Source organism: Pseudomonas putida (genome assembly GCF_002741075.1).
In the GTDB taxonomy this organism is placed as follows: Bacteria; Pseudomonadota; Gammaproteobacteria; order Pseudomonadales; family Pseudomonadaceae; genus Aquipseudomonas; species Aquipseudomonas putida_T.
The window spans coordinates 5,567,975-5,591,155 of the sequence record NZ_CP016634.1; the positions used below are offsets into that span (position 1 = coordinate 5,567,975).

At 62.0% G+C, this 23,181-nt stretch carries 26 protein-coding genes and 1 pseudogene; 15 read left to right on the plus strand and 12 right to left on the minus strand.

Going from position 1 to position 23,181, the window contains the following annotated elements; genetic code table 11:
• Positions 1-4: 4 nt before the first annotated feature.
• The 3 genes from IEC33019_RS27930 to IEC33019_RS26125 form a co-directional block, all read right to left on the minus strand.
• Positions 5-775, minus strand: coding sequence for a uroporphyrinogen-III synthase (locus IEC33019_RS27930; protein WP_070093889.1), 771 nt, complete (start codon positions 773-775; stop codon positions 5-7).
• Positions 772-1,713 (minus strand): hydroxymethylbilane synthase, encoded by a 942-nt coding sequence (gene hemC / locus IEC33019_RS26120; protein ID WP_070093888.1) that lies wholly within the window; start codon positions 1,711-1,713, stop codon positions 772-774. The genes IEC33019_RS27930 and hemC overlap by 4 nt, the downstream gene beginning before the upstream one ends.
• Before the next feature lie 105 nt (positions 1,714-1,818).
• Positions 1,819-2,562, minus strand: a complete 744-nt coding sequence (locus IEC33019_RS26125) for a LytR/AlgR family response regulator transcription factor (protein WP_070093887.1) — start codon at positions 2,560-2,562, stop codon at positions 1,819-1,821.
• Between the two features lie 308 nt (positions 2,563-2,870).
• Here IEC33019_RS26125 and argH point away from each other — a divergent pair, with 308 nt between their 5' ends.
• Positions 2,871-4,265, plus strand: coding sequence for an argininosuccinate lyase (gene argH / locus IEC33019_RS26130; RefSeq protein ID WP_070093886.1), 1,395 nt, complete (start codon positions 2,871-2,873; stop codon positions 4,263-4,265).
• 228 nt (positions 4,266-4,493) lie between these two features.
• Here argH and IEC33019_RS26135 read toward each other — a convergent pair whose 3' ends face one another.
• On the minus strand, positions 4,494-5,153 hold the full coding sequence (locus IEC33019_RS26135; RefSeq protein ID WP_070093885.1) for a glutathione S-transferase: 660 nt from the start codon (positions 5,151-5,153) through the stop codon (positions 4,494-4,496).
• A gap of 145 nt (positions 5,154-5,298) precedes the next feature.
• Here IEC33019_RS26135 and IEC33019_RS26140 point away from each other — a divergent pair, with 145 nt between their 5' ends.
• The 4 genes from IEC33019_RS26140 to IEC33019_RS26155 all read left to right on the plus strand — a co-directional run bounded on the left by IEC33019_RS26140 (position 5,299) and on the right by IEC33019_RS26155 (position 9,885).
• Positions 5,299-5,607 (plus strand): hypothetical protein, encoded by a 309-nt coding sequence (locus IEC33019_RS26140; protein WP_043213398.1) that lies wholly within the window; start codon positions 5,299-5,301, stop codon positions 5,605-5,607.
• A 64-nt stretch (positions 5,608-5,671) separates the two neighbouring features.
• Entirely contained in the window at positions 5,672-5,917 is a 246-nt protein-coding gene (locus tag IEC33019_RS26145; protein ID WP_043213401.1) for a TIGR02647 family protein, read from the plus strand.
• A gap of 182 nt (positions 5,918-6,099) precedes the next feature.
• Positions 6,100-8,964, plus strand: a complete 2,865-nt coding sequence (locus IEC33019_RS26150) for a class I adenylate cyclase (protein ID WP_070093884.1) — start codon at positions 6,100-6,102, stop codon at positions 8,962-8,964.
• Between the two features lie 78 nt (positions 8,965-9,042).
• Positions 9,043-9,885, plus strand: coding sequence for a hypothetical protein (locus IEC33019_RS26155; RefSeq protein WP_070093883.1), 843 nt, complete (start codon positions 9,043-9,045; stop codon positions 9,883-9,885).
• 14 nt (positions 9,886-9,899) lie between these two features.
• On the opposite strand, the gene rnk is transcribed toward IEC33019_RS26155, so the two are convergent.
• The 3 genes from rnk to cyaY form a co-directional block, all read right to left on the minus strand.
• Positions 9,900-10,310: a nucleoside diphosphate kinase regulator gene (gene rnk, locus IEC33019_RS26160; protein WP_070093882.1), complete on the minus strand. Its 411-nt coding sequence runs from the start codon at positions 10,308-10,310 to the stop codon at positions 9,900-9,902.
• Between the two features lie 133 nt (positions 10,311-10,443).
• Complete coding sequence (locus IEC33019_RS26165) at positions 10,444-10,665, minus strand: DUF1289 domain-containing protein (RefSeq protein WP_070093881.1); 222 nt, start codon at positions 10,663-10,665, stop codon at positions 10,444-10,446.
• Between the two features lies 1 nt (position 10,666).
• The gene (cyaY, locus tag IEC33019_RS26170) at positions 10,667-10,999 is read right to left on the minus strand and encodes an iron donor protein CyaY (protein ID WP_043213409.1); all 333 of its coding nucleotides are present in this window, start codon (positions 10,997-10,999) and stop codon (positions 10,667-10,669) included.
• Between the two features lie 304 nt (positions 11,000-11,303).
• On the opposite strand from cyaY, the gene lptM reads away from it, so the two are divergent.
• The 6 genes from lptM to IEC33019_RS26200 are packed head-to-tail and all read left to right on the plus strand — an operon-like array spanning position 11,304 to position 15,923.
• Positions 11,304-11,522, plus strand: a complete 219-nt coding sequence (gene lptM, locus IEC33019_RS26175; RefSeq protein ID WP_070093880.1) for an LPS translocon maturation chaperone LptM — start codon at positions 11,304-11,306, stop codon at positions 11,520-11,522.
• A gap of 9 nt (positions 11,523-11,531) precedes the next feature.
• A complete protein-coding gene (gene lysA, locus IEC33019_RS26180; RefSeq protein ID WP_070093879.1) occupies positions 11,532-12,779 on the plus strand; it encodes a diaminopimelate decarboxylase in 1,248 nt (415 codons plus the stop codon).
• Between the two features lie 4 nt (positions 12,780-12,783).
• Positions 12,784-13,614, plus strand: coding sequence for a diaminopimelate epimerase (gene dapF, locus IEC33019_RS26185; protein ID WP_070093878.1), 831 nt, complete (start codon positions 12,784-12,786; stop codon positions 13,612-13,614).
• Positions 13,615-13,627: 13 nt separating this feature from the next.
• Positions 13,628-14,332, plus strand: a complete 705-nt coding sequence (locus IEC33019_RS26190; protein ID WP_070093877.1) for a DUF484 family protein — start codon at positions 13,628-13,630, stop codon at positions 14,330-14,332.
• The gene (gene xerC / locus IEC33019_RS26195) at positions 14,332-15,231 is read left to right on the plus strand and encodes a tyrosine recombinase XerC (protein ID WP_070093876.1); all 900 of its coding nucleotides are present in this window, start codon (positions 14,332-14,334) and stop codon (positions 15,229-15,231) included. Before IEC33019_RS26190 ends, xerC begins: the two co-directional genes overlap by 1 nt.
• Positions 15,228-15,923: an HAD family hydrolase gene (locus IEC33019_RS26200; protein ID WP_070093875.1), complete on the plus strand. Its 696-nt coding sequence runs from the start codon at positions 15,228-15,230 to the stop codon at positions 15,921-15,923. The genes xerC and IEC33019_RS26200 overlap by 4 nt, the downstream gene beginning before the upstream one ends.
• Positions 15,924-16,008: 85 nt before the next feature.
• Here IEC33019_RS26200 and sutA read toward each other — a convergent pair whose 3' ends face one another.
• The 3 genes from sutA to glnK all read right to left on the minus strand — a co-directional run bounded on the left by sutA (position 16,009) and on the right by glnK (position 18,505).
• Entirely contained in the window at positions 16,009-16,335 is a 327-nt protein-coding gene (gene sutA, locus IEC33019_RS26205) for a transcriptional regulator SutA (protein WP_043213429.1), read from the minus strand.
• A gap of 457 nt (positions 16,336-16,792) precedes the next feature.
• The gene (locus IEC33019_RS26210; protein WP_070093874.1) at positions 16,793-18,124 is read right to left on the minus strand and encodes an ammonium transporter; all 1,332 of its coding nucleotides are present in this window, start codon (positions 18,122-18,124) and stop codon (positions 16,793-16,795) included.
• Between the two features lie 42 nt (positions 18,125-18,166).
• Complete coding sequence (gene glnK, locus IEC33019_RS26215; protein ID WP_002555808.1) at positions 18,167-18,505, minus strand: P-II family nitrogen regulator; 339 nt, start codon at positions 18,503-18,505, stop codon at positions 18,167-18,169.
• A gap of 388 nt (positions 18,506-18,893) precedes the next feature.
• On the opposite strand from glnK, the gene IEC33019_RS26220 reads away from it, so the two are divergent.
• From IEC33019_RS26220 to IEC33019_RS27940, 3 genes and pseudogenes are all read left to right on the plus strand, one after another.
• Complete coding sequence (locus IEC33019_RS26220) at positions 18,894-19,157, plus strand: accessory factor UbiK family protein (RefSeq protein ID WP_070093873.1); 264 nt, start codon at positions 18,894-18,896, stop codon at positions 19,155-19,157.
• Between the two features lie 263 nt (positions 19,158-19,420).
• Positions 19,421-20,272 (plus strand): annotated as a pseudogene (locus IEC33019_RS26225) (YifB family Mg chelatase-like AAA ATPase); the annotation flags it as partial.
• Positions 20,273-20,618: 346 nt separating this feature from the next.
• Entirely contained in the window at positions 20,619-20,825 is a 207-nt protein-coding gene (locus tag IEC33019_RS27940; protein ID WP_028699230.1) for a hypothetical protein, read from the plus strand.
• Between the two features lie 496 nt (positions 20,826-21,321).
• Here IEC33019_RS27940 and IEC33019_RS26245 read toward each other — a convergent pair whose 3' ends face one another.
• A complete protein-coding gene (locus tag IEC33019_RS26245; RefSeq protein ID WP_015272260.1) occupies positions 21,322-21,630 on the minus strand; it encodes a hypothetical protein in 309 nt (102 codons plus the stop codon).
• A gap of 398 nt (positions 21,631-22,028) precedes the next feature.
• On the opposite strand from IEC33019_RS26245, the gene IEC33019_RS26250 reads away from it, so the two are divergent.
• The gene (locus IEC33019_RS26250; protein ID WP_015272261.1) at positions 22,029-22,745 is read left to right on the plus strand and encodes a GIY-YIG nuclease family protein; all 717 of its coding nucleotides are present in this window, start codon (positions 22,029-22,031) and stop codon (positions 22,743-22,745) included.
• A gap of 8 nt (positions 22,746-22,753) precedes the next feature.
• On the opposite strand, the gene IEC33019_RS26255 is transcribed toward IEC33019_RS26250, so the two are convergent.
• Positions 22,754-23,155: an antitoxin Xre-like helix-turn-helix domain-containing protein gene (locus IEC33019_RS26255; protein WP_042132119.1), complete on the minus strand. Its 402-nt coding sequence runs from the start codon at positions 23,153-23,155 to the stop codon at positions 22,754-22,756.
• Between the last annotated feature and the right edge of the window lie 26 nt (positions 23,156-23,181).

The following is a 23,181-nucleotide window of genomic DNA, read 5'->3' on the forward strand; positions in this document are numbered from 1 at the left end:
CGCCTTAGTCGGCAGGTGCAGCACTTCGCTGCACAGCTGCCATCAAGGCCGCGGCACTGGCGCCACGGCAATCCACAATCTGTTGGGCGCCCAACGCCCTGGCCTGCTCCGCCACCCGAGGGCTTGGCACGAACAACGGCAGGTGCGCCAGGCGTGGCCAGTCGGCACCCGCCAGCCGCAACAGGTGCTCCAGCCCCTGCCCACTGCTGACCACCAGGCCGTTCAGGCGTTCCGATTCGACGCGGCGCAGTAGGGTGCCGGCCGGATACACCGGCAGGTTGCGTCGATACAGTTCCAGATAATCGACACTAGCACCTTGCTCTCCAAGACGCCCGGCCAGCAGTTCGCGACCTCCAACGCCTCGCACGATCAAAACGCGGGGGGTGGCGACACGGGCCATAGCCTCGCGCAGGACCGGCAGCGCGAGCAAGGCCTCGCTGTCATCGCCGTGCGCCGAAAAGTCTACTTTCAAGCCCTGCGCCTGGAGCACCTGCGCGGTTGCCGCCCCCACGGTGAACCAGCCTTGTCGCGGCGGCTGCAGGCCAGCCTGGCCCAGACGATCGAGCAGCAGACGCGCGGCGGGCTTGCTGACCACAATGATCACTTGGTAACGGTGCAACTCCGCCAGGAGCTGGTGCTGCCCTGCTGGCAGCGCCACCGGCTCGATGGCCAGCAACGGCAGGCTGCTGCTGGCGATCCCGGCCTGCGCGAGGCTTTGCGCCAGCGCCTGGCACTCCTCTTCAGGACGGGTCAGCAGCAGGCGCCAAGGGCTCACGGGTGGCCAGCCTCGCCATAGACTTCCTTGAGGATGGCCTCGGCGCCCTGCCCGAGCAGGTCTTCGGCGACCTGCACGCCCAGTGCCTCGGCCTGGGTGCGCGGGGCGCGGGCCTCGGCCACCAGCAAGGTACCGCCGCTGGGCTGGCCCACCAGGCCGCGCAGCCACAGCTGCTCGCCTTCGAGCACCGCGTAGCAGGCGATTGGCACTTGGCAGCCGCCGTTCAGGCGCTTGTTCAGCGCCCGCTCAGCCAACACCCGGTCGGCGGTGTCGGCGTGGTGCAGCGGCGCCAGCAAGGCATGAATCGCTTGGTCGGCGCTGCGGCATTCGATGCCCACCGCGCCCTGGCCACCGGCGGGCAGGCTCTCGTCAACACTGATGGTGGAACTGATACGGTCCTCGAAACCAAGGCGGATCAGGCCAGCCGCGGCGAGGATGATGGCGTCGTACTCACCGGCATCGAGCTTGGCCAGGCGAGTGTTGACGTTGCCGCGCAGGAAGCGGATCTGCAGGTCCGGGCGGCGTGCCAGCAACTGGGCTTGGCGACGCAGGCTGGAGGTGCCGACGATACTGCCAGCCGGCAGTGCATCGAGGCTGGCAAAATTATTGGAAACGAACGCATCGCGCGGGTCTTCGCGCTCGCAGATGCAGTACAGGCCCAGGCCTTCAGGGAAGTCCATGGGCACGTCCTTCATCGAATGCACGGCGATGTCGGCTTCGTGCTCGAGCAGGGCGGTTTCCAGCTCCTTGACGAACAGACCCTTGCCGCCAATCTTCGACAACGGCGAGTCGAGCAGCTTGTCGCCACGGCTGACCATGGGCACCAGGGTCACGACCAGGCCGGGATGGGCCTCTTCCAGTCGGGCTTTGACATATTCGGCCTGCCACAGGGCCAGGGCACTTTTACGGGTGGCAATGCGGATTTCACGAGTGGACATGGAACGCCCCGATCCAGGAGAAATGCCGCCGATGATAACAGCTCCGCCAGCGCACCTAGCAGATTCAGGTCATCACCCGGCCTTCCCTGGCCGACATCCGCCGGTTCAGAGCGTCTGCATCATCTTGCGCACGCCCGCCACATGCCGGCGGCTGACCGTCAGCGCATCGCCATCGAGCCCCTTGAGGAACAGCTGGAAGTGCCCAAGCGGCGTGCGCTGCAGGCGCTCGATACGCTCCCGGGCGACCAGGGCATTGCGGTGAATACGCACGAAGCGCTCGCCGAACTCGTCCTCGAGGGCTTTCAAGGGCTCGTCCAGCAATACCTCCCCTGACTCATGGCGCAAGGTCACGTACTTGTGGTCGGCAATGAAGTAGATCACCTGAGGCAAGGGGATCAGCTCGATGCCCTTGCGGGTTCGCGCACTGATATGGCTGCGTGGGCCGCCGCCTTCATTGGCCGGGCGGGTGAGCGCGGCGAGCTGGGCGCGGTTGGGCTTGTCGGCCTTGCGCAAGGCTTCGCGCAGGGCCTGGAGCTGGATGGGCTTGGTCACATGGCTCAGGGTGCTTTCCCGGAAGGCCTGGCTCCCGTACTCATCGTCACCGGTGCAGAACACCACCGCCGGCGGCGCTTCGCGTTCGCAGAGCCGGGCGGCGACCTGAAGGCCATCCAGGCCAGGCATGCCGATATCCAACAGCACCACGTCGGGCTTGAGGCTGTCGATCAGGGCCAGGGCCTCCTCGCCGTTGGTGGCGCTGGGCTCCAGCACGGTGTAGCCCTCCAGCTCGCCAAGCATCCGGGTCAGGCGTTCACGGGCCAGGGGTTCGTCATCAACGATCAGGACATTCATAATTACGCTGGATTCCTGAGTGAGTCTCGCATGGGTAGAGCGTAGACAAAGTGTAGGGCGACCGACACGCGGTCACGCTCTAGACCGATGCGACGGCCAAAGATTCACTGGCCCGGCAGATTCGCCGCCAGTCCTCTGTCCAACTGTAGACGGTCCATGGAACACTGCCGTTCAATCGTTGAATATCCCCACATACCGTTTCACCCTGCGTTTTGCGAGATTTCTCTCGACCAGCGCCCTGCGGCGCGCACTCCAACCCTGCTATGATCGGCGCCACTTTTTCGTTCACGCCTTCAACGAGTGAATCCATGAGCACCGACAAGACCAATCAGTCCTGGGGCGGCCGCTTCAGTGAGCCCGTCGACGCCTTCGTCGCCCGTTTCACCGCCTCGGTCGATTTCGACAAGCGCCTCTACCGCCACGACATCATGGGTTCGATCGCCCACGCCACCATGCTGGCGCAGGTCGGCGTACTCACCGACGCCGAGCGCGATGCCATCATCGACGGTCTGAAGACCATCCAGGGCGAGATCGAGGCGGGCAGCTTCGACTGGCGTGTCGACCTGGAAGACGTGCACATGAACATCGAGGCACGCCTGACCGACCGCATCGGCATCACCGGCAAGAAGCTGCACACCGGCCGTAGCCGCAACGACCAGGTGGCCACCGACATCCGTCTGTGGCTGCGCGACGAAATCGACCTGATCCTGGCCGAGATCACTCGCCTGCAACAGGGCCTGCTGGAGCAGGCCGAGCGTGAAGCCGAGACCATCATGCCCGGCTTCACCCACCTGCAGACCGCCCAGCCGGTGACCTTCGGTCATCACCTGCTGGCCTGGTTCGAGATGCTCAGCCGCGACTACGAGCGCCTGGTCGACTGCCGCAAGCGCACCAACCGCATGCCGCTGGGCAGCGCCGCGCTGGCCGGCACCACCTACCCGATCGACCGTGAGCTGACCTGCAAGCTGCTGGGCTTCGAGGCCGTGGCCGGCAACTCGCTGGATGGCGTCTCGGACCGCGACTTCGCCATCGAATTCTGCGCCGCGGCGAGCTTGGCGATGATGCACCTGTCGCGCTTCTCCGAAGAGCTGGTGCTCTGGACCAGCGCACAGTTCCAGTTCATCGACCTGCCCGACCGCTTCTGCACCGGCAGCTCGATCATGCCGCAAAAGAAGAACCCGGACGTCCCGGAGCTGGTACGTGGCAAGAGCGGCCGCGTGTTCGGCGCGCTGACCGGCCTGCTGACCCTGATGAAAGGCCAGCCGCTGGCCTACAACAAGGACAACCAGGAAGACAAAGAGCCGCTGTTCGATGCCGCCGACACCCTGCGCGACTCCCTGCGCGCGTTCGCCGACATGATTCCGGCAATCAAGCCCAAGCACGCCATCATGCGTGAGGCGGCCCTGCGTGGTTTCTCCACCGCCACGGACCTGGCCGACTACCTGGTCCGTCGCGGCCTGCCGTTCCGTGACTGCCACGAGATCGTCGGCCACGCAGTGAAGTACGGCGTCGATAGCGGCAAGGACCTGGCCGAAATGAGCCTGGACGAACTGCGCCAGTTCAGCGACCAGATCGAGCAGGACGTGTTCGCCGTGCTGACCCTGGAAGGCTCGGTCAACGCGCGCAACCACATCGGCGGCACCGCTCCTGCCCAGGTGCGCGCTGCGGTGGCGCGCGGCAAGGCGCTGCTGGCTTCGCGCTAACCCACCTCGCGAGGGCTTTGCCGGGGACACCGGCAAAGCCGGCGCCAGACACCGCGCCGTCTGTTTCGCGGCTAAAGCCGCTCCTACAGGTCCAGCGGCGGCAGTCAGAGCAGCGCAAAACCTGTGAGAGCGGGTTCATCGAGGCGTCGAACCGCCGCGAACACCGGCGCAGCCGGCGCCAGGCAAGGCGAAGCCGCTCCTCATGGCCGCATATGGCCGCTTCTTCTCTTAGCGTTTGCTGCGAATCATCTCCTGGAACGCTGGCATCGCCGCGTCCTTGTCCGCCACGATCCGCGCCATGTGCGGGTTCGCCCCCAGTTTCTCCAGCAAGGCCTTGGCCTGCGGGAACTCCGCCAGGAAATCGACGTTAAGCACCTTCTTGCCCACCGCACAGGCCAGGTCCACCGAGAAGCAGAACATCAAGTCGGCCAGCGTCAGCATCTCGCCCGCCACGTACGGGGCAAACTTGCCGTTGCGCTTGAGCGTTGCAAAGCCGGCCAGCAGCTCTGTGCGAGCGCGCTCCTTGAGCAGTGGCTCGACCGCCATGCCGAAGAAAGCCTCGGAATAACAGGTCCGCGCGGGCAACTCGATGTACAGCTCGATTTCCTTGAGCAGCTCGCGCACTTTGGCTTGGGCGAAGGCATCTGCCGGCAGCAGCGGCTTGCCACCCTGGGTCTGCTCGATGTAGTCGAGGATCACGGTGGTTTCGCTGAGAAAGCCGTGCTCGGTCTCGAGCACCGGCACCTTGCCACGTGGGCTTATGGCCAACGCTTGAGGGGTCTGGTTGGGAACGAACAGCACCTCTTCGAATGGCAGGCCTTTTTCCAGCAAGGCCAGTTTGACCATGTTGTAGTAGTTGCTGACCGCAAATCCATGAAGCTTGAGCATTGTTACAGCCTCCAGGCCGTGTGGGGATGGCCCGGCTTTTATAGACCCATCCCCAGGCGCTGACCAGCATCATCGGCCCGGTCGATGACCAGGCATCGCCTGCCCAGGCATGGCACACTGTGCATCCCACCCCAGGAGCACTGCCATGAGCGAGCCCAGCGACATCGACAACAACGAAGAGGAAGCCTTCGTCGAGGCAACCTTGACCCAGGCCATCGAAAACCAGATCGAAAGCGGCGAGCCGCCGGCGGCCAAGGCCACGTTCAACAAGCTGACGCTGGTCGGCTACGAGCGAGAGGACATTCTCAACCTCATGGCCCATGTCCTGGCCATCGAAATCGATGCCATGCTCGACGAAGACCGCCCCTTCAACGGTGAGTGGTACGAGAACGCCCTGCGCGCCCTGCCCGAGCTGCCACCTGAAGCAGATCAAGGCGACGACGACGAAGCCTGACTACACTCCAGGATCAGGCACCGACCACGGTGCCTCCGTCCTTGTCTGGAAGTCAGGAGTCGCCATGTCCTTTACCCCCGAACTGATCGCCGAACTGGAAGTCCTCGCCCTGTTCAACCTGGATTCCCACCAGGAAGGCATCAAGGTCCACAGCAACGCTGCCCCTGCCCTGGTGGCCGCCGCCCGCCGCCTGTACGACAAACAACTCACCGACCAGCCCGATGGTGGCTACCTGACCAGCCTGGGGCTGGATGCCGCCCAGAGCGTCCAGCAAGTGCTGACCATCCTCAAGGCCGCACAGCCAGCCTGAGCCTTTCTGCGCCCCTTTACAGCCAAGCCCGTCCCGGTACACAGCTGTGCCGGGACGGGCTTGGCTGTGAACAGACCATGTAATGACGGGTAAATGACGTCAAAAAACCAGTTTTTTCTTATCCGACTCCATCGCTCAGGCTAAACTCGCCGATGCTTCCCTGGCCCTGTCCTGAGTGCGCAATGAACAGCCCCCACGAAATCCGTCCCGACCTCGAGCAAGGCATCGACCGCAAGGAACTGGCGAAGCTGCGTGCGCGCTTTCTGCACCTGAACCAGGGCCGCCTGGCGCGCGCACTGGAGGGGCTGTCCACCCGTCAACAGCAAGTGCTCACCGCATTGCCACTGCTGTTTCACGTCAACCATCCCGTGCTCCCAGGCTATGTCTCGGGTACGACGCCGGCGGGGGTCTCGGGCTTCGAGCCAGGCCCTGATCTACTGGCCGAAGCCCAGCGCCTGGCCCGCTCCTTCACCTACAAACCCCGCCATGGCACTTCGCCCCAGTCGATTCATGGGTTGTTCCTGATGGGCAGCCTGGGCACGCTGGCTCAGGCTGAGCAAAGCGACATGGACCTGTGGGTGTGTCACGCCCCAGGGCTCGAGGAGGACGAACTGGCCGAACTGCGGCGAAAATGTCAGCTTCTGGAAGCCTGGGCCGCCAGCCAGGGCGCCGAGGCGCACTTCTTCCTCATCGAACCCCAGGGCTTCGTCCAGGGCGAACGCGAGGGCGAACTCAGCTCCGACGACTGCGGAACCACCCAGCACTACCTGCTGCTGGATGAGTTCTACCGCACCGCGATCTGGCTGGCAGGGCGCACGCCCTTGTGGTGGCTGGTGCCCGTATACGAGGAGCACAACTACCAGACCTACACCCAGACCCTGCTGTCCAAGCGTTTCATCCGCGCCGAGGATGACCTGGACCTCGGTCACCTGGCGCACATTCCGCCCGGAGAGTTCGTCGGTGCCGGCTTGTGGCAGTTGTTCAAAGGTATCGACTCACCCTACAAGTCACTGCTCAAGTTGCTGCTCACCGAGGTCTACGCCAGCGAACACCCCGATGTGCGTTGCCTGAGCCTGGAGTACAAGCAGGCGGTGTTCGCCAACCAGCTGGACCTCGACGCACTCGACCCCTACGTGATGGTCTACCGGCGCATCGAGCAGTACCTGCAACAACGGGGTGAGACCACCCGCCTGGAGCTGGTGCGGCGCAGCCTGTACCTGAAAGTGAACAAGAAGCTCAGCGAGTTCGGCCGCTCCCGCGCCGACGGCTGGCAGCGCCAGTTACTCGCACGCCTGGCCGATGAATGGGGCTGGGACGATCGCCAACTGGCCATGCTCGACACCCGCGCCCAATGGAAAGTCCGCCAGGTGGCCGCCGAACGCCGTGAGCTGGTGGCCGAGCTCAACCACAGCTATCGCTTCCTCACCCAGTTCGCCCGCGACCAGAGCGCCAGCAGTCGTGCCGACCAACGCGACCTCAATGTACTGGGCCGTCGCTTGTACGCAGCCTTCGAGCGCCGGGCGGGCAAGATAGAAGTGATAAACCCCGGGATCGCGCCAGACCTGGCCGAAGACACCCTGACCCTGGTCCAGTCACCCAACCGCAAGGAACCGGGCACAACCCACTGGGGCCTATACAACGGCAATCTGGGTGTCCACGAATGGGAGCATTTCAGCCCCATCAAACGTTGCCGAGAACTGCTCGAACTGCTCACCTGGGCCCATCGCAATGGCGTGATCGACAACACCACCCGCCTGGCCCTGCACCCCGGCGACAGCGACCTGACCGACTTCGAGCTGTTCAACTTGCTGGGTAGCCTGCAACAGAGCATCCCGCTGCCATTGGAGACGGTCAGCGAGGTCCGCCTGCTGCAACCGAGCGTGGCCGACGAGATTCTGCTGCTGGTCAATGTCGGCGTCGACCCGCTGCGCCATCACCGTGACCTGAACATCCTGATGACCACCGAACGCACGGACTCGCTGAGCTACGCCGGCGTACGCGAGAACCTGGTGCTGACGCTCGATCAGATCACCCTCAACAGCTGGAACGAGGTGCTGGTCCAGCGCTATGACGGCGAGCACGCGCTGGTGCGCTGCCTGCGAGACCTCCTCAACGGCCTCGGCCAGCGCAATCAACGCCCTCGGCTACGGGTGCGCTGTTTCTGCCGCAATCGCGCCCAGGCCATCGCCCAGCGGGTCGAGGAAATTTTCGACACAGCGCAATTGCTGCTGGAGCAGAACCTCAACCACCGCTACCTGCTGCAAGTAGCGCAACACACCCATGTATTTGAGCTGCAACCAGGGCAAGTGACCCTGACCACCCTGTCCGATCATGACGCAGTCATGGGCTGTCTGGGCGAGGAGCGCGGTCAGTACAGCCCTCTGCACCTGGACGCCAATGCCTTGCAGGACCATGACCTGCCGCTGGTACTGGAACAGGGCCGCCGCGATTGCCTGCAGGTGTTCTATCGCTTGCTGGAGGGGTGGGCCGACCTGTACGTGCTGGATGAATACAATGCACTGTGGCACCAGCGCCTGCCGTTGCAGGACGAGGCACACCTGTTGCTGCCACTGCAACGCTTCCTGCGCTCGGTGCTGGTACGACACGATGCACAACTACCACTGGACAGCCTGCAGCAGACATCGCTGGAGATCCTGTATTACCAGTTGCTCCCATCGAGTCCTGGCAAGGCACGCAGCCTGGAGCAACGTCCGGCACCGCGCGAAGGCGCCGACCAGCCGTACTATGAAGTCCAGGCAATCCTGCAGGCCAGCGCGTCGGACGAGGTACACATCACCCTCTACTGCAACCAGCAGGAGTTCTCCGAGCTGGAGCATGGCGACCAGCTGTACGCCATGGTCGCTCGGCAAATCCTGGGGCAACGCCGTAGCGCGGGCAGCTATCGCTGCTACATCACCGATCTGGACCTGTCCGAACTGCTAGGCGAAGACCAGGGCTCCACCGTACTTTACCTGCGTTACAAAACCCTGCTGGAGCGGGCGCTCAACGGTGGTCTGGAGCAGTTACAGGCGACCCTCGCCCCCTGACTATGAGCACCGTTTCCCTCTAAACAGCCAATCCAGCCAACCAGAAGCTTTGCACTCATTCAATGACTGGAGTGCGTTATGAACAAGCAGAACTGGATGGGCAACCTGCCTGAGCTGGGCCGCCTACGAATCGATCAACTGGTGCTTCCGGGCAGCCATGACTCAGGCATGGACAAGAATGCCGACAATGTCGTCCCCCCACAGGAGGTGACCCAGGACGCTTCCTGCATCGACCAGATCCGCGGCGGCATCCGTGTCCTTGATCTACGAGTACGTGCCAGCCGTGAATACACCCCCGACTCCCCCTACCGCTACAAGCTCTATCACTTGAGCACTTCCGGGCGCACGGTACTTGGCGATGTGGTGCACGAGTTGAACCGCTTCTATGAGGATCCCGCCAACCAACGGGAGATCATCATTCTCGACTTCCATCAATTCGATAACTTCAGTACCCAGGAACATGAGTGGATGCTGGCGATGCTGGAAAAGCACCTCGGCCCGCGAATCATTCCTTACGATTTGCACTCACTGACCTTGGATCAACTCTGGAATGACCATCCAGGCCAAACGGTGGTGATCGCCTATAACCATAGTGCTGGCGGGGACCATTGGGATGGTGTGGAACAGGTCTGGATCGGTGAGAACACACCGTCTACCAAGGAACTGAAAGCCTTCATGGATGACAAGGCACAACGCTACAAGCCTGACGGCACACTGCGCTCGATCCAGTGCGCCAAATACAACAAAGTGGTATTCACGCCCGATGACTTCAGCGACAAGATCGATGAGTGGTTCGACTCGCAAGATCTGGACAGTTATATCCAGGGCTTCTACATCATCAACACCGATTGGTCGCTGCGTAGCCGCATCGTCGACAACTGCATCCACGCCTGCCAACTCAGGGCGCAGTACGCGCCCTGAAATCCACGTAGGGATCAGAGATCGAAGTCGCCCGCCGCTTCCGGCTGGTATTCGACCGCCAGCAGCTTGAGCTTGAGGGTCTTGCCACCCGGGGCCGGCCAGTCGATCTGGTCGCCCACCGACAACCCCAGCAGCGCACAGCCGATCGGTGCCAGGATCGAGACACTGCCTTCGAGGCCGGCATCCTTCGGATAGACCAGGGTCAGGTGATAGTCCTTGCCACTGGCCTCTTCGCGGCAGTGCACGCGCGAGTTCATGGTCACCACACCGGCCGGGACGTCCTCGTGACCGACCACCTGATCGGCGCGGTCCAGCTCGTCCTGCAGGGCGAGCACACCCGGCGTACTTTCGTCGAGGCTGTCGATCAGGCGCTCGAGACGCTGTACGTCCAATCGGGTGAGGATGAGGGAAGGCTTGGTGCTCATGATCCAGTCAGACTCCTTTTTAACAGGCAGATAAAGCAAAACCCCGCCCAAGGGCGGGGTTTGTGAATGCTTTTGGCGTCATCGACGCAAGCCCGACACTACCACAGTCGGACAAATACTCAAGCCCGGTCCGTCAATGGCCGATGTGCTGCTCGCGCAGGGTCTGGGCTTCGTGACAGATCTGCCGACGCCGTTCGTCGTCGGCCGAACGCCATTCGCGGATGTGCTCGACATGCCGAAAACATCCCGTACAGACTCGGCGTTCGTCGAGCCGACACACACTGATGCAGGGCGACGGCACCGCCGGGCTGACATTGCTGTAGAGCGGTTTGGGCGGCCGGGACTGGTCACTCATTTCAGATCTCGTCGAAGTCCAGCTTCTCGCCGGCCCGCTCCCAGACGATACGCTCGAGCATCTCGCCCAGCAGCTCCTCGCTCTTCTCACAGACCCACTTGCCGCTCTCTTCGTCGTAGTCGAAGTGGAACCCCCCGGAACGGTCGGCCAACCACAGCTGGCGCAGCGGCTCCTGACGGCTGAAAATCAGCTGGCTGCCGCTGTCGAACTTGATGGTGAGCACCCCGGCGGAGTTCTCCATGTCCACGTCCAGCCCGCTCTCATCGAACAGGTCTTCCAGGGCCTGTTGGGTCGCGTCGACCAGATCGTGGAAACGCGCTTCGCTCAAACTCATTGCAGGAACCTCGAAATTGGCTGCTTACGGCAAGCCGGGCAAGATACGGGCGGCGTGCCGGGAATGCAAAGGTTAGCGCCAGTCCATACTGCCCCAATCGCGGGGCAAGCCTGCGCCTACAGGGCCGGCGTCGCATCTTGCAGGAGCGGGCTTGCCCCCGCGATTGGGCGTTGCTGACCGGACAAGAATAGCCAAATCAAGTCGGGGGTTGGCCCTCCGCCAGGCGGACCGGTCCTTGCATAGGCAATCCAGCAGGCGCTCGGTATACTCGGGCGCAATACTGCATATTTCAAAGGATTCGCCAATGAAGCGCCTGATTTCCTCCCTCGCGGCGCTGGTCGCGGTTGCCTGCCTCGTTTCGGCCTGCGGTCAGAAGGGCCCCCTGTACCTGCCGGAAGACGGCAAGGACGGCAAGGACGCCCGCAAATCGCACCAGCATCAAGCGACCCAGCCAGCTCAGCCGGCCGAGACGCTCGAGCCTGTCGAACCCGCCCATTCAGAGTCGCAGCCCGCGCAGTACTAAGGAAATCCAATGGACGCTTTCAACTACCGCGACGGCGAGCTGTTCGCGGAAGGCGTGGCCCTGTCGGCCATCGCCGAACGTTTCGGTACCCCGACCTACGTGTACTCGCGCGCCCACATCGAGGCCCAATACCGCAGCTACACCGATGCCCTGCAAGGCACTGAGCACCTGGTCTGCTTCGCGGTCAAGGCCAACTCCAACCTGGGCGTGCTGAACGTCCTGGCCCGCCTGGGCGCAGGTTTCGACATCGTCTCCGGCGGTGAACTGGAGCGTGTGCTGGCCGCTGGCGGGCGCGCCGATCGCGTGGTGTTCTCCGGTGTCGGCAAGACCCGTGACGACATGCGCCGCGCACTGGAAGTCGGTGTGCACTGCTTCAACGTCGAATCCACCGAAGAGCTCGAACGCCTGCAAGTGGTGGCCGCCGAAATGGGCAAGGTCGCCCCGGTCTCGCTGCGCGTGAACCCGGATGTCGATGCCGGTACCCACCCGTACATCTCCACCGGCCTCAAGGAAAACAAGTTCGGCATCGCCATCGCCGACGCCGAGGCCATCTACGTGCGCGCCGCGCAGCTGCCCAACCTGGAAGTGGTGGGCGTGGACTGCCACATCGGCTCGCAGCTGACCACCGTCGAGCCTTTCCTCGATGCCCTGGACCGCCTGCTGGTGCTGGTCGACCGCCTGGCCGAGTGCGGCATCCACCTGCGTCACCTGGACTTGGGCGGCGGTGTCGGCGTTCGCTACCGCGACGAAGAACCACCGCTGGTTTCGGACTACATCCAGGCCATCCGCAAGCGCGTCGGCGAGCGGGATCTGGCCCTGGTGTTCGAGCCGGGCCGTTACATCGTCGCCAATGCCGGCGTGCTGCTGACCCGCGTCGAATACCTCAAGCACACTGAACACAAAGACTTCGCCATCATCGACGGGGCAATGAACGACCTGATCCGCCCAGCCCTGTACCAGGCCTGGATGGACGTCAGCGCGGTCAAGCCACGCGCCGGCGAAGGGCGCAGCTATGACCTGGTCGGCCCGATCTGCGAGACCGGCGACTTCCTGGCCAAGGACCGTGTGCTGAACCTGGCCGAAGGCGACCTGGTGGCCGTTCAGTCCGCTGGCGCCTATGGTTTTGTCATGAGCTCGAACTACAACACCCGTGGCCGCTGCGCCGAAGTGCTGGTCGATGGCGACGAGGCTTTCGAAGTCCGTCGCCGGGAAACCATTGCCGAACTGTTCGCCGGCGAAAGCCTGCTGCCGGAGTGAGCCCATGCTGCTGCGTTTCACCAAGATGCACGGGCTGGGCAACGACTTCATGGTCCTGGACCTGGTCAGCCAGCACGCGCACATCCAGCCCAAGCACGCCAAGCAGTGGGGAGACCGCAATACCGGCGTCGGCTTCGACCAACTGCTGATCGTCGAGGCGCCGAGCAATCCAGACGTGGACTTCCGCTACCGGATCTTCAATGCCGACGGCTCCGAGGTCGAACAGTGTGGCAACGGCGCGCGCTGCTTCGCCCGCTTCGTGCTGGACAAGCGCCTGACCGCGAAGAAGCGCATCCGCGTGGAAACCAAGGGCGGCATCATCGAGCTGGACGTGCGCAACGACGGCCAGGTGTGTGTCGACATGGGCCCGCCGCGCTTCGTCCCGGCCGAGATCCCCTTCATCGCCGATGAACAGGCCCTGAACTACCCACTGGACGTCGACGGCCAGGTGCATTCGATCGCTGCCGTGTCCATGGGCAACCCCCACTCGGTGCTGCGTGTCGATGACGTGCGCACGGCCCCGGTGCATGAGCTGGGCCCGAAAATCGAACACCATCCGCGCTTCCCGCAGCGGGTCAATGCCGGTTTCATCCAGGTCGTCGACCGCCATCACGCCAACCTGCGGGTCTGGGAACGTGGCGCTGGCGAAACCCAGGCTTGTGGCACCGGGGCCTGCGCGGCCGCGGTAGCAGCTATCAGCCAGGGCTGGATGGACTCCCCCGTGAGCATCGACCTGCCGGGCGGCCGTCTGAACATCGAGTGGGCCGGCCCCGGCAAGCCCGTACTGATGACCGGCCCAGCCGTACGCGTGTACGAAGGACAGGTTCGTCTCTAAACGAGTAACCGCCATGACCGATCAGCCCCAGGTTGTACCCGAACAGGACCTCGACGCCGAAGCGGTGGTCGCCTACCTGCGCGCCCATCCGACGTTCTTCGCCGAGCACGACGAGCTGCTGGTCGAGCAGCGCATCCCGCACCAGCGTGGCGACAGCGTGTCGCTGGTGGAACGTCAGCTCAAGTTGCTGCGCGACCGCAACATCGAGATGCGTCATCGCCTCTCACAACTGATGGACGTGGCCCGGGACAACGACCGGCTGTTCGAAAAGACCCGCCGCCTGATCCTCGACCTGCTCGACGCGGGCAGCCTCGAGGAAGTGGTCATGGCCGTCGAGGACAGCCTGCGCCAGGAGTTCCAGGTGCCGTTCGTCAGCCTCATCCTCTTTGGTGAGAGCGCAACCCCAGTCGGGCGCTGGGCCAGCAACGGAGAGGCACAACAGGCCATCGGCGCGCTGCTGGGCACCGGCAAGACCGTCAGCGGCAACTTGCGCGAGCATGAGCTGGCGTTCCTGTTCGGCGAAGAGCAGCGCAAGGAAGTCGGCTCCAGCGCGGTCGCCACGCTCGAATACCAAGGGTTGCATGGCGTGCTGGCGATCGGCAGCCACGACCCGCAGCACTACAAGAGCAGCGTCGGCACACTGTTCCTGGGCTACATTGCCGAAGTGCTCGGCCGGGTCGTCCCGCGCTTCACCCAGACCCTGCGACCGGTGCGTTGATGGAGCGCCAGTTGGAGGCTTATTGCGCGTACCTGCGCAATGAGCGCCAGGCGTCCGAGCACACCCAACTGGCTTACCGTCGCGACCTGCAGAACGTCATCGCGTTCTGCAACACCCAGGGCATTGACGACTGGAATGCCCTGCAAGTCCCGCAGTTGCGCCAGCTGGTGGTGCGTCAACATCAGCATGGCCAGTCCGCCCGCAGCCTGGCACGCCTGCTCTCGGCGGTGCGCGGCCTGTACCGTTACCTGAACCGCGAAGACCTGTGTCAGCACAACCCGGCTATTGGCGTGACCGCGCCCAAGGGCGAGCGCCGCCTGCCCAAGGTCCTGGACACCGACCGCGCCCTGCAACTACTGGATGGGGGTGTGGACGATGACTTCATTGCCCGTCGCGACCAGGCCATTCTTGAGCTCTTCTACTCGTCCGGGCTGCGCCTCTCGGAGCTGACCAATCTTGACCTGGACCAACTGGACCTCACCGCCGGGCTGGTCCAGGTACACGGCAAGGGCGGCAAGTCGCGTGTACTGCCGGTCGGGCGCAAGGCCCGCGAGGCCCTGCAGCAGTGGCTCAAACTACGCGGCATCAGCGCACCTCGGGACAACGCGGTGTTCCTGACCCGCCAAGGCACCCGCCTCGGCCAACGGGCGATCCAGATGCGGGTCAAGACCGCCGGCGAGCGCGAGTTGGGCCAGCACTTACACCCCCACATGCTTCGCCATTCCTTCGCCAGCCACCTGCTGGAATCATCCCAGGACCTGCGCGCGGTGCAGGAGATGCTTGGCCACGCCGACATCGGCACCACGCAGATCTACACCCACCTGGACTTCCAGCACCTGGCCGCGGTGTACGACAGCGCCCACCCTCGGGCCAAACGCAGCAAAGGCACAGACTCATGAGCATCAAGCTGATCACCTTCGACCTGGACGACACCCTGTGGGACACCGCACCGGTGATCGCCAGCGCCGAAATTGTCCTGCGCGACTGGCTCGCGGCCAATGCCCCGATCCTGGGCGGCGTGCCGGTCGAGCATCTGTTCGCCATCCGCGAGCGCCTGGTGCAGGCCGAACCGGGCCTCAAGCACCGCATCAGCGCCTTGCGCCGCCGCGTGCTGTTCCATGCGCTGGAAGACGTCGGCTACAGCGAGAAGCAGGCCCTTGAGCTTGCCAATGAAGGTTTCGAGGTGTTCCTGCACGCTCGGCATCAAGTGCAGGTGTTTCCTGAAGTACAGCCGGTGCTGGAGATCCTGCGCCATCAGTACATGCTCGGCGTGGTCACCAACGGCAACGCCGACGTGCGTCGTCTGGGGCTGGCGGACTACTTCAAGTTCGCCTTGTGCGCCGAGGACCTGGGCATCGGTAAACCGGATCCCGCGCCGTTCATGGAGGCCCTGCGCCGAGGCGAGGTCGAGGCCGATGCCGCGGTACATATCGGCGACCATCCCGCTGATGACGTCGCAGGCGCCCAACGCGCCGGGTTGCGAGCAGTGTGGTTCAACCCCCAGGGCAGGGACTGGGCGGGTGAGCAGGCACCGGATGCACAGATCCAGCGGCTGTCGCAATTGCCGGACGTTCTGTCGCGCTGGCGCTGAAAGGGCCTGTTTACCGAACAACCCGACATAACCTGCTCCCACAAAAAAGCCCGCAGCGACGGCGGGCTTTCTTGCGTTCAGCCACTCAGATAGGGCGGCTGCCGTACTTGTTGTCCGGCTTCTTGGGCGGATCGGCGACCACGTTGGCTTCGACCTCCTGAACCTTGCCACCACGCGCAAGGAACTCCTCCATGGCCTTGGCCAGCGCATCGCGCTCCTTCTGCTTGGCTTCCATGCTTGGCATCTCGTCCACCGAGACCGCCGCCTTGGATTTACCCTTGGCTACAGGTGCGGGGCTGTCGTCTTCGCCGGCGTCTTCCGCGCCGTCGTCAGCCGCAGCTTCGAGGCCCTCATCGGCCTCGTCTTCATCGCCTACTTCGAGGTCGTCATTTTCCAGATCGTCGTCGCTCATGTTCTACCTCATGACTTGCGAAAAGCAGGTTAGTTATAGACCAGTGGAGCCGTAGACCGGCAGCCACCAGTGAAAATTCAACTGGCCGTGGGTTGGCCACTGCCCGGGCATCTTTCTCCTGATGTGGAGACTATCGCCCAACAGGCCCTGCTCCTGGCAGAGCCTGAAAAATCATCGAGCCATCAGCCGGAAAAAAGCGCCGGCAGCACCTGCTGGCCATGCGCTACTGGCAAGCCTAGCAAAGGGTGGAGAAGTGTGTGGACAGCTCATCGAACACCCTTCGGCGCGCATTCTAGCGCGCTCGTTGAAAAAGCAAAGCTCCCTGAACGCCCAGCGCGTTGTAAGTTTTACGCCTCTGTCACGAACGTGCCGGGTAAACCGTTTGCTCTTCGCCAAACAGCGAATTCCAGGCAAAAAAATGCCCGGCGAACCGGGCAAGTTTTCCTGCGTGTCGCGGTTACAGGTTGTAGCCACGCTCGTTGTGTTGAGCCAGGTCGAGGCCGACCGACTCTTCTTCTTCGTTGACCCGCAGCCCCATCAACACGTCCAGCACCTTGAGGATCACGTAGGTGACGATGGCGGTGTAGACCACAGTGAACAGCACGCCCTTGGTCTGTACCCAGACCTGTGCGGCGATATCGGTGACTGCGCCGAAGCCGCCCAGGGCAGGTGCAGCGAACACTCCAGTGAGAATGGCGCCGACGATACCGCCAACACCATGCACGCCGAAGGCGTCGAGGGAATCGTCATAGCCCAGCTTGCGCTTGAGGCTGGTGGCGCAGACGTAGCAGATCACGCCCGAAGCCAGGCCGATGATCAAGGCGCCCATCGGGCCCACGGTGCCTGCCGCCGGGGTGATGGCCACCAGGCCCGCGACCACGCCGGAGGCGATGCCCAGGGCGCTAGGTTTGCCGTGGCCGATCCACTCGGCGAACATCCAGCCCAGCGCCGCCGCCGCCGTGGCGATCTGGGTGACCAGCATGGCCATGCCGGCAGTACCGTTGGCCGCGGCGGCAGAGCCTGCGTTGAAACCGAACCAGCCGATCCACAGCATGGCCGCGCCCATCAGCGTATAGCCCAGGTTGTGCGGGGCCATCGGGGTGGTTGGGTAGCCCTTGCGCTTACCCAGCACCAGGCAGCAGACCAGACCGGCGATACCGGCATTGATGTGCACCACGGTGCCACCGGCGAAGTCGAGCACGCCCCAGTCCCACATCAGCGCGCCGTCACCGCTCCAGACCATGTGCGCGATCGGCGCATAGACCAAAGTGAACCAGACGCCCATGAACACCAGCATGGCGGAGAATTTCATGCGCTCGGCGAAGGCACCGACGATCAGCGCCGGGGTGATGATGGCGAAGGTCATCTGGAAGGTGATGAACACCGCCTCGGGGAACAATGCGGTGGCCGAGGTCAGGCTTTGGGGCGTGACGCCACTCAGAAACGCCTTGGAGAAACCGCCGACGAAGGAATAGAGATTGACCACGCCCTTTTCCATACCCGTGGTATCGAATGCCAGGCTGTAGCCGTAGACGACCCAGAGGATGCTCATCAGACCGGTGATGGCGAAGCATTGCATCATCACCGACAGCACGTTCTTGGAGCGGACCATGCCGCCATAGAACAGCGCCAGGCCCGGAATGGTCATGAACAGCACCAGCGCCGTGGCAGTGAGCATCCAGGCGGTATCGCCGGAGTTCAACGCCGGGGCAGCTTCCTCTGCCAAGGCCAGGCCGGGCATTACGAGGGACAATAGGGCTCCTAGCCCTGCGATCTTACGCAGAGTCATGTTGTTTTCTCCTGGGGCGTTGGGTTTGTGAGGCGGTGTTACTTAGATCGCGTCGGTATCGGTTTCGCCGGTACGGATGCGGATGGCCTGCTCCAGATTGACCACGAAGATCTTGCCGTCACCGATCTTGCCGGTGTTGGCGGCCTTGGTGATGGCTTCGATTACACGGTCAAGGTCCTTGTCGTCGATGGCGACGTCGATCTTCACCTTGGGCAGGAAATCGACCACGTACTCAGCACCGCGATACAGCTCGGTATGGCCTTTCTGCCGACCGAAGCCTTTGACTTCGGTCACGGTGATGCCCTGCACGCCGATTTCCGACAGCGACTCGCGCACGTCGTCCAGCTTGAACGGCTTGATGATGGCAGTGACTAGCTTCATGAAACTTCTCCCGATTTGGTGGACTTGCCCCAGGAAAACAAACCCGTCTCAAGTCTAAGCGCAGCGCCTGGCTTTGTAACCCGTCGTCGGAGCCCTCTCGCCGAAGTCGAAAGGGCCGTTGGTTCCAGCCTCGCACTGCCTGGTCACAAGAACTGCATCAGTGCATGGCTCGCGATGGTCTTTGCAGAAACCTTGCCACTTCGGATAACTGCAGCAAAAACAGCCAGTTACGCTTAAGCGCGGGATTTGGCCAATCGCCAGCAAGGGAAAGACGCACAACTTCGGTGCAGCATGACGTGCCGGATTGCGCAAAAAATGTGCAGGGCAAATGCCATCGGGGTGCGTGCTACACTGCGCACCTCTCAACGATTCAAGCGGACAGCCCAACATGCTCGCGCCCAAAGCCTTTCTCGACGCCCTGAGCGACCAGGCCTCGCGCCTGTTCAGCGGCGATACCGCACAACCTCGCGCCGAACTGGAAAGCCAGTTCAAGGTCCTCATGCAAGGCGCTTTCAGCAAGCTGGACCTGGTCAGCCGCGACGAATTCGACAGCCAGATGGTCGTCCTGGCGCGCACACGCGCACGCCTGGAAGCCCTGGAAAAGCAGTTGGCCGAGCTGGAAGCACGGATCGCGCCATCCGCTCAGGAATGACAGCCGAAATCTTTGCGGGATAAATCGGAGCACCGAATCGCTTTTTCCCACAGCGTGCGCGGTGTCCGGCAAGGGTTCAGCGGTGTCCTCGCGAACACCGCTGTCCCTGTCCCGCGAACAGGCCGGTGCGAACAACACGAGCTGGCCGTCGGCCCGTCCATTGCAAAACCCCGACGCACTCTTTCGCAATAGCCCTTCCCCAAGGCGCTCTATGCTTGCCCAACCGCAGGAAGCGGTTTTCCACAAGCGATCACGGAGTGTCCATGTCCCTCGCCCTCGTCCACAGCCGCGCCCAGGTCGGCGTGCTGGCGCCTGCTGTCAGTGTCGAAACCCATCTGGCCAACGGCCTGCCCACCCTGACCCTGGTCGGTCTGCCCGAAGCCACGGTCAAGGAAAGCAAGGACCGGGTGCGCAGCGCCATCGTCAACGCCGGCCTGGACTACCCCGCCCGGCGCATCACCCAGAACCTCGCCCCGGCCGACCTGCCCAAGGACGGCGGGCGCTATGACCTGGCCATCGCCCTGGGCATCCTCGCCGCCAACGGCCAGGTGCCGGTCGCGACCCTGAGCGATATCGAGTGCATCGGCGAGCTGGCGCTGTCGGGCGGGTTACGGCCAGTGCAAGGCGTGCTGCCTGCCGCGCTGGCCGCCCGAGAGGCTGGGCGGGCGCTGGTGGTGCCCCGGGAAAACGCCGAGGAAGCGAGCCTGGCGAGCGGCCTGGTGGTGTATGCCGTGGATCATCTGCTCGAACTGGTCGCCCACCTCAATGGCCAGGCGCCCCTGTCACCCTATGCGGCCAATGGCCTGCTGCTACGGGAACGACCCTATCCGGACCTCAGCGAAGTGCAGGGCCAGGCCGCAGCCAAACGCGCCCTGCTGGTCGCAGCGGCCGGCGCGCACAACCTCCTGTTCACCGGGCCGCCCGGCACGGGCAAGACCTTGCTCGCCAGCCGCCTGCCCGGGTTGCTCCCGCCGCTGGATGAGCACGAGGCCCTGGAAGTGGCGGCGATCCAGTCGGTCAGCGGCCATAAGCCGCTGGACTGCTGGCCGCAACGGCCGTTTCGCCACCCTCATCACTCGGCCTCCGGCCCTGCCCTGGTCGGCGGCGGCTGTAGGTTCTCGAAATAGCTGCGAAAAAATCGAAATAAATGCGACTCGCTCGCGAGCTGCTGAAATCTAGCCGGGATGGCCCAACCAGGACCTGGTACCTATACTTAAGTGGTCAGAGGTGCAGAACAGACGAATGAAGCGGACTATCGAGGGCTTGGCCCTAGCGGGATGGCCTCTTTTAAGACAGGCTCTCGAAGCGGTCAGGGCTGTAAACCAAGCGGAGAGTACGGGCGCTTCTCCCGAGGAAGTTCGGCGTCTAAAGCTCTTGGCCGACTCCCTTTACGAGGCAGCTACCGATTACCAATTGCTGCTATCGGGTGATTTCAAGCCACCCATTCACTGAGAGACCAAAATGCCCAAGCAGCCAGCGGTGCTCTTTCCCGATCATCCAGCCTACACCGAGGCTGTTGACGCTATGCGCCGCTATCACGAAGCACAGAGTGCAGGGGCTTCGACTGAGGAAGTCGAGCGATTGCGATTACTGGCTGAGGACTTGTTTCAGGCCGTGACGGATTATCAGCTTCGAGCTCTCGGTAGGCCAAGCGCAACCCTTCATTAAGCATGTAGTACCCGAGCATGCTCACTGAACAGTCAGCGAGTAGTGATACCAATCCAACAGACGTCGGAGGTTGGTGATGACCGAGCCCAAATTGTGCTTTCCGAAGCGAATGTTTGTGAAATGCTTGGATGCTGGGGATGGGTCCGGAGACATCATAGTTGAGCTCCCTGACAACGTAATGGAAGCAATCGGCCTCAAGTCAGGTGACATGCTGAGTATTGAAAAGGCGGACGACGTTATCGTCCTTAAGCCGACTCGAAACGCCCCATCAACTGAGTGAAATCGAACGAGTTTTGCCACCCGCCTACGGAAGGAGATGGCCCTAAGGGAAATTGCCTAGAAGAACCAGAGTCACTTGGATCCATAGGTGTTCTTGATGAGGCTGGCAGCCTATCGATGCGTCGCTCAGCACATGTAATCCACAGCGCCGCCCCTATAGAACTTACCAAGCAATAGGTGCTGCCACTGACTACACGGCAGCAGCACTTTGCAACAGTTATTTTTTAACGTATTCGTAGTCAAAGTTCTTTTTGATAAATGCACGCTCAATAGGCGTGTTGTTGCCAATCTGCGCAACATAATCAAGGCGAGTCGGTTTAAACTCCGTAACAGAGTCTTTCATCATCGCCGTGATTTCGCGCTCAACCTTGTCAGTATCCAAAGTGGTATAGCCGAAGGTCTTGACCCAAACAGTGTCTACATCACCCAGCTTGACCCACCCCTTGTACTCCAACTGGGCATAGAAATCATCCCGATTGGATTTTGCATCAGAGTAGTCCAAAGAAAGCATAACATGCAGCGTCATAGCAATTTCCTAAATGAGGTTGTGAGGTAGCAGGCAAAGACAATGGTGCGTCGGGCACCCCTGCTGCTTTTTATTACTGACAGAACCCTACAAAAGCGTCAAGCAGTTGGTGTAAGTCCATCAAAAGCTATAATCATCGGTAATGATATATACCCACCCAAGCATAAGACTAAAGTCCAATATTGCAGGTTTTGAATTTACCGCAAGGCCACACAATTGTTACATTTCGTTAAAGATAACATGAAGCCTTTACTGCTGATTTGGAGGCGAATGCCAACTAACCCTGCATAAGAATCAGCACCGCTTTAGCGGCTAAAATTACAGCCCCAACCGCAGGAAATCTTGTCCTTCCAGGACATTTTTTAGGACGGGCAAAGAGATGCAATCAGGAGCCATCCATGCAGCGCGAAGCAATCGAGCAGGCATTAGCACTGAAGAGCTCAATGCAAGCAGCAATTGACACAGGAGAGATCGAAAACCGCCAGCAATTGATGGAATTAGCCGCTAGCCACAACTTAGCCGTGACCAGAAACGGTATTGACTATGCTGGATTCATGTGCGCAAGCGGGAAGCGATTTAGGGTTCACTTCAACTTCAACGATCGCCCAGTGAAGGAGAAAAGAGTTAAGGGTGAACGTAAACGAAAAATCACTACTGGCTTCTGGATCTATGCCCTAATCGCGCAAAGCAAAAGTGGCCAGCGCAAGGCTTGCTACGTAGGCCAAGCGGCCGATCTACGCAAACGTTTTAGAGAACATCTCCATCGACAGCGAGAAGGACATGGGTCCTACGCCTTATTCAGGTGGGCAGCTCAGGAGCAAGTCGATATTCAGGCAGTAGTACTTACCTGGGCACCAGGAACACAGAGTAACGCAACCCACTTTGAGGGCTACTGGCTGCAGCGGGCAGAGAATGCCGGTTTCGAAACTCCCGACGCACACAAGTGGGGTAAGTTGCCGCGACCTGATAGCTTGCCAGACCAGCCCCTCCTCTGGCCAACCACAGAGGTACAAAAAAGCGCGATATCTCTGATCGAGGTCGTGATGCAAAAGCTCACTCCTCAGGTTCTCTGCTTTAAAGATGAGCTAAATACAACGTCCTTTGCAAGTCAGTAACCTGAAGCTTAGGCTTCACCCAACCACTTCATCTGGTCAATGCGCTTATAGGCCTCGTAAAGCGAGATGAGATCTCCCTGAGCCATGATATCCAGCGGAGAACGACCATCAAAAAACGGGTTGTCGTTCTTCAACACAGGGAAACTACTGACATTGGCCGGATTAGTGAAGACCGTGCGCAAAGAGGCATGAATGTTCAGCACCAAGCTGACCCGCTGCTGTTGATCAAGATCGAGCCGTCGACCTGAGACCTGGTCCCGGGACGCGCTGTAGTAAGTAGCCGGGGATACCCTAAGGATTCGGCAAGCCTGCTGAACTGTAGCCTGCCATCCACGGAGAATGCGCACCGCAACCCTCAAAGCCACAGCGGCTTGCTGCCTGGACATCACAGCATGATTTGACGTTTCCATGGCGAACCTCGGCATCTATCTGAGCG